General features: G+C 63.5%; 4 protein-coding genes. 2 read left to right on the top strand and 2 right to left on the bottom strand.

From position 1 onward, the window contains the following. Positions 1–3597 (bottom strand): PQQ-binding-like beta-propeller repeat protein (locus KF791_20585; GenBank protein MBX3734980.1); only part of this gene is annotated, 3597 nt, incomplete at its 3' end. A gap of 573 nt (positions 3598–4170) precedes the next feature. Here KF791_20585 and KF791_20580 point away from each other — a divergent pair. After that, positions 4171–5154 (top strand): ROK family protein, encoded by a 984-nt coding sequence (locus tag KF791_20580; protein MBX3734979.1) that lies wholly within the window; start codon positions 4171–4173, stop codon positions 5152–5154. Between the two features lie 805 nt (positions 5155–5959). After that, a complete protein-coding gene (locus KF791_20575; protein MBX3734978.1) occupies positions 5960–7045 on the top strand; it encodes an exo-alpha-sialidase in 1086 nt (361 codons plus the stop codon). Between the two features lie 311 nt (positions 7046–7356). Here KF791_20575 and KF791_20570 read toward each other — a convergent pair whose 3' ends face one another. After that, on the bottom strand, positions 7357–10146 hold the full coding sequence (locus KF791_20570) for an RNA polymerase sigma factor (protein ID MBX3734977.1): 2790 nt from the start codon (positions 10144–10146) through the stop codon (positions 7357–7359). Positions 10147–10671 lie beyond the last annotated feature (525 nt).

Raw genomic sequence — 10671 nt, 5'->3', positions numbered from 1 at the left:
AAAGGCCCCGGAAATCAGCTCGAATCGCTCCGGCGACGCCAGCGGCGTCCAACCGTCAATGGACGGCGGGGCGCCTGTGTTCAGTAGGATCACCCGGAACGCCGTCGTCGCCGACAGGGGTGGTTCCCCGTCGTCTGTCACGCGGATCACCACTTCGTTGGTCAGCCGCGGGTGGCCTGAGGACGGGACCCACTCGACCAACCCCGAGGGCGACACCGTCAATCCCGACGGCCCTTCCACGACATCAAGGGTGAGGCTCTGCGCCGGCAGGTCGGAATCCCAAGTATACACCAAAACTGACAACGCCTGCCCCGCCGGCAGATAGAGGTCATCACCGCTCCATTCTTCAGTTTTCGAGATCCAGATCCCGGGAGGCGAGTTCACCTCGGTCACGGTCAATTCAAACATCTGTTCTGTGGTCAGATCGGCCGCGTCCACCACCCGGACACGTACCCGGTAAACGCCCGGCCCCTGGTCCTCGCTTGGCCTCCATCGAAGGACCCGATCGGCTCCCACGGACATCCCAAGCGGGGCCTCTACAAGCAGCAGCCCCAAGCCCTCGACCGGCTCATCCGGATGCCCGGGCTCCAGCGCAATCGCTAGGAGGCTCAACTCAGGGATCGTCCGATCCGCGATCGGAGCCAGTGTTGGACCCGGGACCGCCAACGCGAACGTGGCGGTGACCCGCCGCGGCCCCGTCATGGCCAGCGTCACCGGGGTCCCCACACCCTCGACATCGCCACTCCATCCGGCAAACGACCACCCCGGCCAGGGCTGGGCATTCAGTTGGACGCTCTCCGTGCCCTCGAATGCCATGCGTGGCGGATTCGCCTCGACCGTGCCCCCACCGACGGTGTCCACCAGCAGCGTTGAGCGTCCGGACTCCAGCGGTACAAAGATGCCGGTGATCGAGGGGTTCGAATTCGTCACCGTCAGCACCCAGCCGATCTTGGACTGGCTGCTCCACTGCGGTTCCCAAAGTCCGAGGTAATTCCCGGGTGCCGGACGAGGAATTACCTTCACCCGCGAGCCGTATGGATGGATTTCCCCAGACGGTTCCAGTAGCAAATCGCCCGATCCCACGCTGCTCACCGTCACCCGCGTGCCAAATCGAGCGACCAACGAAAGTGGCCGGGTTACCTGGATCGTGATCGTTGGCGAGGAACCCGAGTAATCTCCGCTCCACCCCAGGAAGGTCCACCCGGGCAGAGGAGTCGCGGTCATAGTGGCCCATTCCCCTTCCAAGTACACCCCATCGCCACTAATGGAGCCTCCTCCAGATGACACCGTGACAGCATACTCTGGGATCGGCTCGAAATTCGCGATAACGCTCTTCGACCTGTCCATCAGTACTGCGGCGGACGGAGCCGTCCCGCCAAGGTCTCCATCCCATCCCACAAAACGCCATCTTGGGGCCGGGACGGCTCGGGTGATGACGGTCTCGCCATCCTGATAGGCGTCTTCCCGCGGCGCCACATAGACGACGCCATTCCCCACCGAAGACCCCTGAATCGTGTGAGGTGTTGCAATCCTCTCGAATACCGCACGAACCCGTTTGCTGGAATCCATGGTCAGCAGGCCTGTCTCTTCGGTTCCCACAAGGTCGCCCTCCCAGCGGAGGAACCTCCAGCCAGCGTTCGGAATTGCGGCTGCGGAGACCTCCACCCCTTCAAGGAATTCGGGCCCCTCAGGAATCAGAAGAATGCTGCCCCCCGATTCAACCTCGGTAGCGATCTCAAACCGCACCGGATCTGGGATGTTCCCAACTCGAATGCTGATCGGACCCAGCATTGCACTTTCTGACAGGTCAGCGCTCACGCCAAGAGCACGGACAACGATATTCGAAGACAACAGAAACGGCTCAAGAAACTCTGCCGAATCCAACCTTGGCGTTAATCCATCGAGCGTATAGAATACTCTTCCCCCCGAAAAGCCGGATTCAAGCTGCACCAGGCTGCCCGCCTTGAACTCGCCATCTTCGAACACATCTGATCCCGCAACTAAAACAAGCGGTGTCTTTTCCGGAATGATCCGAACTTCAAATGAATCGGAAGCACGCCCGAATTCACTCACCACCTCGAACCGGTAGACGCCTCTCAAAGTGGGGCCAATACTCGACGCAGACAGTGATGCATTGGTCTGCCCGACCAAAACGCTATTGTTTTGGTACCATTGGTAGGCCTTGACGCCAGGACCATAAGGGTTCCCCAATAGACTTAAATCTTCTCCAAGGTTATACACAGATTTTGCAGAGGTAACTCTACAGGATGGAGGAAACTTGCCGTCACCATGGTTCGCGGTATTTCTGATATTTTGACGCTCAAGCGGCCAAGGAGAAAATGCAGGGCCTACTGAAGAGCTATTTACCGCAATCAACCCGTCACTTGCCCCAACCAGAAGGAGGCCATTTTCCGCGATCATTGGAGCCGATGTTACGGGATTCGGATGACGGTACTCCCATCGCTTGGCGCCCGTCGCTGCGGAAAGCGCAACTATTCTTCCAAATTCACCAAAATCAGCCTCTTGAAGATTCCCGGAAACATACAAGATTCCGTCGTCCCCGAGTGCCAGCCTTTTTCTGCGGGCATCCAGCGATGAACTCCAAAGCCTTCGTGCGGTGTTGGAGTCAACCGCGTAAATTGATTCTGCCCCAGCATAATAAACAACACCGTGCCCCACCACGGGGACTTCCCCATCGGGAAATACGGACATGTCCACGTCTGAGTTTACAATTTGAGAGCCGAGTAGAAAATGCTGTGTATAGCTATAAATCCTTTCAATTTCATCATACTGCTGTCCGTTTCTGGAGCCATGAAGCAGACCATGATCACCCAGCGCCGACACAGTGCCTAAGAGGGCTCCCCCGAGAAGGCTTCCCTGCGAACTACTCCCCCAACCATCGCTCGAGTAAAACTGACTCCAATTATAATTGTATATTTGATTCTGGCTTCCGTCAATCAGAATTTCGAACGCTCCCCAATCGCCGCCTCCCTCCCAATCAAAACGCCCGACAATTCGGCTCCAATTCTGGGACAGATTGGAGCCGCTTATAATGGATCCAGTTGTCGAATAAATTGTGGTGGATTGTAGTGACAGCTCCGTGTAAGGCCAATCAGGGGTATCAACGAACCTCCGATGGAGTAAAACAAGATTCCCTTCAGACGAAAGTGCAATTTTGGCGGATCGTTCCGGTGTCGGAATCGCCAATGCCCACAAGGTGCCACCAGTTTCCGAGCTGATTCCGGATAGCGTCGGTTGGTTCAAGTGGAAGACTTGACCGTTCGTTCCCACCAAGACGGAAAGTGTCGAGGATGCCGATCCCCTCCACTTCACGCCTCCCGTCTCCGGATGCAGCGCCAAGAGCTCCTCGGCGCCCCCGGCGTAGATCGTGCCGTCGGGGCCGATGGCCGGGGTGGCCACCGGACCTTTCAGCGGGACCTGCCACCGCAGCGTGCCCGGCGCGCCCGCGGCGTGTGCGGGGGACGTCAACAGGAACAGCAGCAGCAGCGTCAGCAGGGCGCAAACGGCCTGGATGGGTCCGGGGTGGACCGGTGGATTTTGAGCGGACTTCAGTGCTTGGGTGAGTTGTGGAGCCATGGGGACGGGGTGGGTTCCGGGGGGTTGGATAAAAGGGGCTTCAGGCGGACGTTTCTTTTCTCGCAAGCATGCAACGGGGGGTCGGACTTCCGCAGTCCGGGGATGTTGTTTGCCTGGGAAGGCCTGACGATGGGGACCATCACCCCTCATTTGTCGCGTGCCGATGCCCAGGTCAAGCCCTGAGTCGGATTCATCGCAATTCGTTGGGTCCTGGGATGGGGACCGGGTGGGGCTGGCGTCCTGTCGGGCGCGTTCAGATTTGGGACCACGACGGACCACGTCACCGTCAGGCAACCCCACGCACCGCCTTGCAAGAGGGTGTCGGCGCACTCCAAAAGCGGCGGAGGGCCGCCGCACTCCAGGACGCTCCGCGCAGGCCGAAACGAACCGGCCCAGGAGGCGTGGATGGGTGTCCAGCGGCCTCGGATTCCGTCGCTCCCGCGACGTGCGGGAGGGGCACACAGGCCCCGTTCCCTCCGGATTCGCGTTTCGATTTGGCCGGCCGGCAAAACGCTGGCGTCCGGAAAAGTTCCGGGCGTAACCTCCGCGACCGGGCGCATTCACTATCTCCCCATGGCTGAGCCTTCCAAATCGGCAGACCTCTACGTCGGAGTGGACCTCGGCGGCACCAAGATCCTGTCCGGTGTCTTCTCACCCCAGCTGAAGCTGCTCCAGACGGCCAAGCTGAGCACCAAGGCCGACCGCGGTTTCGAGGCGGTGCTGGAGCGGATTGAACGTTGTGTCCGCGATGCCGTGGATGAGGCGGACATGAGCGTCAAACAGATCCGCGCCATCGGCATCGGCGCCCCCGGGGCCATCAACCCCGAGAACGGCGAGGTGATCTTCGCCCCCAATCTTGACTGGCGCGAGGCCCCCTTGAAGAAGGAACTCGAAAAGCGGCTGGGCGTGCCGGTGTTCGTGGAGAATGACTGCAACGCCTGCGCCCTCGGCATCCACGAGGTGGAGCTCAAGGGCAAGCCGCGATCCCTCCTCGGGATCTTCCTCGGGACCGGCATCGGCGGCGGGCTGATCCTCAACGGGGAGGTTTATCGCGGCTTCAACGGCACCGCCGGTGAGGTCGGCCACATGGTGCTCCAGGTGGGCGGTCCGAAATGCGGCTGTGGCAACAACGGGTGCTTCGAGGCCCTCGCCAGCCGCACCGCCATCTTTCGCGACATCCAGCAGCGCGTGAAGGACGGCCAGAAGACCATCCTGTCGGAATGGCTGGGCGGCGACCTGGCGGAACTCCGCAGCGGCGACCTGCGCAAGGCCATCCGCAAGGGGGACAAGCTGGTGGAGCGGGTGATCGAGGATGCGGCCGAGTTCACCGGCATCGCCGTCTCCAACCTGATCAACATCCTGAATCCCGAGGTGATCGTGCTCGGCGGCGGGGTGATTGACGCGCTGGAGGATGAGATGATGGCCATCGTGATCGAGACGGCGCTTGACTCCGCCATGCCCGGCACCACCCGCGGCATCGAGATCCTGGCCTCGGAGTTGGGGGACAACGCCGGCATCACCGGCGGCGCCGTGCTCGCCCGCCGCCGGGCGAAGTAGTTGCCGCCCCCCCGGCCCCCGTGCCGATGGGCTCCTGCATCGGTGGGGCAAGGCCCCGGTGACCAAGGGACAGGTCCGTGGTCACCGCCACTCTTGCATCGGTGGGGCAAGGCTCCTGCCGCGCCGTACGCGGAACCGCGAACCCACCCCATGCGTCACCGCCGCTGGTGGGGACGCGTTTCACCGAGACCGCAACTTCTGCCGCTGGGCGTGGGGGGTCACTGCCGGGAACGAGGGAAGTCCCGACGGGCGGATCCTTCCCACGTTCTCCAAAGCAGTGACCAAGGGACAGGTCCGTGGTCACCACCACTCTTGCATCGGTGGGGCAAGGCTCCTGCCGCGCCGTACGCGGAACCGCGAACCCACCCCATGAGTCACCGCCACTGGGAGTGACGCGCTTCACCGAGTCTGCAACTTCTGCCGCTGGACGTGCGGGGCACTGCCGGGAACGGGGGAAGTCCCGACGGGCGGATCCTTCCCACGTTCTCCAAGGGGTCCTTCCCGGGCGCAGCGGCATTGAAATGGGGCGCGGTGAAACACGCCCCTACCCACCCCGGTGACCAAGGGACAGGTCCGTGGTCGCCGCCACTCTTGCATCGGTGGGGCAAGGCTCCTGCCGCGCCGTACGCGGAACCGCGAACCCAGCCCATGCGTCACCGCCGCTGGTGGGGACGCGCTTCATCGTGTCCGCAACTTCTGACCGTGCCGCTTCCAAAGACGATGGCTTGAGCGACGCGGCACAGGCTCGCGTCGCGGGCGCGGCTCCTGCAGGGTGTCCCCCATGAGAACCTGGCTCGCACTGCTGATGGCCATCGGGACGCTGACTGGGAGCGCGGTGACCGCCGGAACGACGTCCACCGGCATCCTGGTGGAGCGCTTGTTTGGTCCGGAAATCCCCACCGGCGACTACAAGCATCCCGCCAGCATCACCGAACTGGAGAACGGGGACCTGTACGTGGTGTTCTTCAGCGGCCAGGGCGAGTACCAGGACAACGCCGCCGCCGTGTTCGGTTCGCGATTGAAACGCGGCTCGCGACGCTGGAGCCGGCCCGAAGCGATCGCCCGAAACCCCTTTCACTCCCTGGGCAACGCCGTCGTGTGGCAGGCCCCGGATGGCGTCGTCTGGCTCTTCTACGTCGCACGGTACGGGGAGCTCTGGGATAGCTCCCGGATCGCCGCCAAAATTTCCCGGGACGGGGCACGCACCTGGTCGGACTCCTTCCAGTTGACCTTCGAGCCCGGCACAATGGTGCGGAACCGTCCGGTGGTCCTTGAGGATGGCGGGTGGCTGCTCCCGGTATACCACGAGGTTGGCGACGATCCGGAACTCACCGGACCGGACTGCACTTCATTTTTCATGAGGTGGGACCCGGCGGACCGGCGTTGGTCCGAGTCCAACCGGGTCCGTTCGCGCCTCGGCAACCTGCAGCCAGCCCCTGCCGTGATCTCCGGGAACCATCTGGTGGCCTTCTGCCGCCGCGGCGGCGATTACGAGGGGCGTCCGGACGGGTGGCTGGTACGCACGGAATCCCGGGACGGAGGCCGGACATGGTCCCCGGGTGAGGACTCGGAGTTCCCGAATCCGAATGCGGCGGTGGATTTTCTACGGCTCCAAAGCGGGCGGCATCTGCTGGTGTACAACCGAAGCTTTTCCGAGCGGACTCCTCTGTCCGTCGCCCTGTCGGCGGACGGTGCAGCCACCTTCCCGTGGCGTCGCGATCTGCTGGACGATCCCGCGGGCGACTATGGCTACCCAACCGCCATTCAGACCCGCGACGGGCGCATTCACGTGATCTTTACGTCGGACGAGCGCCGGGTGGTGCGACAGGCCGTGTTCAACGAGAGGGCAATCCTCGGATCGGAAGAATCCGCCGCCAAGACCGGCCCTTGAGCGGGAATCCCGAGGTGGAGAGGCACCTGGGGATGGGTACCGGGGGGTGCCCCTGCAGGGAACGGGGGAAGATTCAATGGGCAAGGGCCCCGAGGACCTGTCCCTGTGTCGGATTGATGCCCGGATTCAGCAGAGCGAGCCAGAATAACCTGTCCCTCTGTGCCCTCCCAATGACCTGTCCCTCTGTGCCCCCCGAACGATTCTTCCCGGACGCAGCGGCGTTGAAGTGGGGCGCGGTGAAACACGCCCCTACCCCCCGGTGACTAAGGGACAGGTCAAGGGTCACCTGCACCCGGTGACCAAGGGACAGGTCAAGGGTCACCTGCAGCACCCGGGTTTCCGGATTTCAGGGACTCCCTCATGGCCCACGCTTCGATTTCCCAGTGGGTGATCTGGCGCGGGCTGCCGTTCGAGGTCTGGGGGGTGCTCACAATCGGGCGGAATTGCCAGGAGCCGGGATCGGGAACGCGGTCGAGTCCGCCCAGGAGCCGAAGCGACTCCAACGCGGCCCAGGTGTCGGGCGCATCGCCGGGAATGAAGAGTTCGGGACGCATCCGGACGGGGCCAAACAGACCCTGACCCCGGTGCAATCGAAGCACACCTTCGATGCAGGCGGTGCGATCCATCCGGTCGAGGGCCCCGAGCGTCGAGAGGATGACGAGCACATCGTGCGTGTCCCGCAGCGGTCCTTGGAATCCGATCCAGAACAGTCCGTGAAGACCCTCCCTATCGGAAAGTGGGCGGCGCCCGGCCAGCGTGTTTCCGGGAAGGACCTGATGGGCGCGCAGTGTTTCCACAATGGGTCCAGCATCGAACAGGTCGAGCAGTTCGAAGGCCTGCAGGGTTCGCAGCCGCCAGGCGAGCTTATTGACATCGAGGATGGTGTGATCGCTGTTGGCGACCGGGTGCTCAGCCAGACCTCCGATAGACCGGCGAAGCGCTGGATTGGCGTCGCGCCACCATTGGCGGAGCGCAGCGGGGTTGACCCCTTCCTGCTCCAGCTCGGTCCGGGTGATCCAATCGGACAGAAAGGCCCGTTGGACGACCGGGTTCAGGAGGAGCGATGAACACAGCAGATCCCGACGCGCCGCCGGCGGTGTATTCGTGGGGATGAGTGTCTCCCAAAGCGCAGCGCGGACCACCGGCCACGCGTCGCCCAGGGATTCCCGGGACGGCAGGAGCGCGCCGTAATGAATCAGGCTTTGAAAACTGAGCCAAGGATCGCCCGGCGTGACGTTCGTCTGACCGGGCAAGGGAGGTGGCGTCGTGGCGACCAAGGCCAGCGTGGCCGACAGTTCCCGCGGTGTCGCGTCCACAGGCCGGAGGTGGAATCCCGGAATCGGCGGATGCCGGTTGCGCTGGCTGAGACTCCATAGCAGGACCTGGCTCAGGGCCACCATCGCGATGGCGATGCCAATGACCCGGAGTCGCCACTTGCCTGCGCGCGATTGACGGGGAACGACCTTGAACACCTCGGATTCCGGCTGCTGCCCGATCCAGCGTTCGGCGGCGGCGGGCCCCTCGGTGAGCAACGCCACCCAGGCTGCCTCCGTCGCCCTCTCCACGCGTTGCTCAAGTGCGGTCACCGCGGCTTCGCCGGCCCGTCCCAGGGCCCGGGCATCACGGGTGCCCAGGGAAGCCCGGACTGAACCGTCGGCCCGAAGCGTCAGAAGCGATGTCCGATTCCAGAATAGGGAGGGCACGGGAAGGGCCTGGATGAACCGGATCCCCGCGAGCCGGAGATCGAGTTGATCCCCGCGCCAGCGGAAATCGACCGCCAATTGCCGCTGCCCGAGGAACTGTGCCATGGCGCGCTGTTCAGGGCGGGTGACACACTTCCGACCAGGCGGTTGGGAGCATCCCAACTCTGGCAGCACGTCGTTGTGGGCGCGCAGGAACAGGCTGAGATCCATGCGCGGCGAGTAGTGAGGCGTCTCGAGGGCCATCGGGATGAACGCCGCAAGGCCAAACCAACCCAGTGCGGTCGGAGGAAGGACACCGAATGCGGTCAGCCAGAACCCGAGCGCCACCAGGAGCAAGGCGAGGGCGCTGAGCCCCGCTCTCTGGGCACCCAGGAGCCGTGCCGTCCGCTGAGCGGAGAAAGACAGGATGGACAGGACCACCGCGAGTTCCAGGGACAGACCCCGTGGACCCGCAATCCGGGTCAGGACCAGTTGATGGATCGCAATTCCCCCAAACACCGCGGGCAGGATCCATCCCATCCGACGCATCGAATCGCGATGCTGACGGGCGCGGAATCCGTCGGGATCCCGGAAGTTCCCCTGTTCCTCCCGTCCCAGCCAGCGCTGGAACAGAAAGGCGGGGATCAGGCCGAAAGCCATGGAAAGAAGTGGGAGCAGGCTGGCGAACGGCAGCTTGGCGGCGAGGCCCGATGCCCACGACCCCAGGCTGCCCAGAAGTCCCGCCCCGGCGAGCGGGGTCGCCGATCCAGCGGGTAGAATCGCCATGACTCCGGGGACGAACTGGTCGGGTGGCCGCAATTTGCCGAGCGACTGTTCCAGTTCCCGCTCCAGTTGTTCCCGGAGCGCGGTTCGGGCCCGATGCAGGCGCGTCCGGAAGGCGCCTTCCGACAGGGATGACGCCGCCGCCGCCTCGGCGATGCTTTTCTCTTCGAGATAAAACAGGATCAGGCACTCACGGTGAACGGGGGGCAGTTGTGACAGGCTGTTCCGAAGCGTGTCTCCTGTGAACCGGCCTCCCGGACTGCCGGTGGCGGGGGTCGCTTCCGCAGCGGGATCGGATGGTTCAAGCGCCCACCGTTCCCGCTTCTCCAGTTCCCGGCGATGTCGCAGGCCCAGGTTGGTCGCTGCATTGCGGGCAATGGCGGTGATCCAGGTGGCAAACTTCCGGCCCTGACGGAGATAGTTCAGGTGGCGGAAACCCCTGATGAAGGCCTCCTGGGCCGCCTCCTCGGCCAGGTGCGGATCCCCAAGTCGGGACCAAGCCACGGCATAGACCCGGCGGGAGTGACGTTCCACCAATTCACGGTAACGCTCCCGGTCGCCCGACTGGATGGCGTCCACTGCCCGGGCATCCAGGTCCGGCTGATCCATCGTTTCCGACATTGACTGGGCATTCATTTCATCCCGCAAGACAACGCTTGCGAGGAAACGTTACCGAGGTGCAGGGGGCGCTGGACGCCCGCCTTCATCAATTTCCCCGGGCTCGGAGGGAAATGGCACGCAACGGCGTGACGACGCGAAGCAAAAACAAGCAGGGAGTAGAGGGAAACAGGTTGGGGATGTGTTGGTGCACCTTCCAAGCCATGCCGATTCTGGAGTCCTTCGCCGGATCCTCCCTCACTCACTCCTTTGTGCGCGTTCGGGGTAATGCCACCCGTCGGGCGCTGAGGACGCGGTGATGTGCCATCGCGGTCGGGCTTCAGTGATTCAGCAGGAATTCCGGCGAATTCAGCAGCACCCACATCCCATCTTCGGTGGCTGTCGGACGCAGATCTGCGGATGGATGTCGTGTCCCCGCTGGTCCGCCACCACTTCCGGGGGGGTGGAAGCCGCGGCCTCGGCTTTGGTGGGGCAAGGCTCCTGCCGCGCCGTGCGCGGGACTGCGAGTTGACTTGGTGGGGACTCCACAGACGCACGGCTCAC

The organism is Verrucomicrobiia bacterium, assembly GCA_019634635.1.
Taxonomy (GTDB): Bacteria; Verrucomicrobiota; Verrucomicrobiia; order Limisphaerales; family UBA9464; genus UBA9464.
This window is presented reverse-complemented; position numbering and strand designations above follow the sequence as displayed.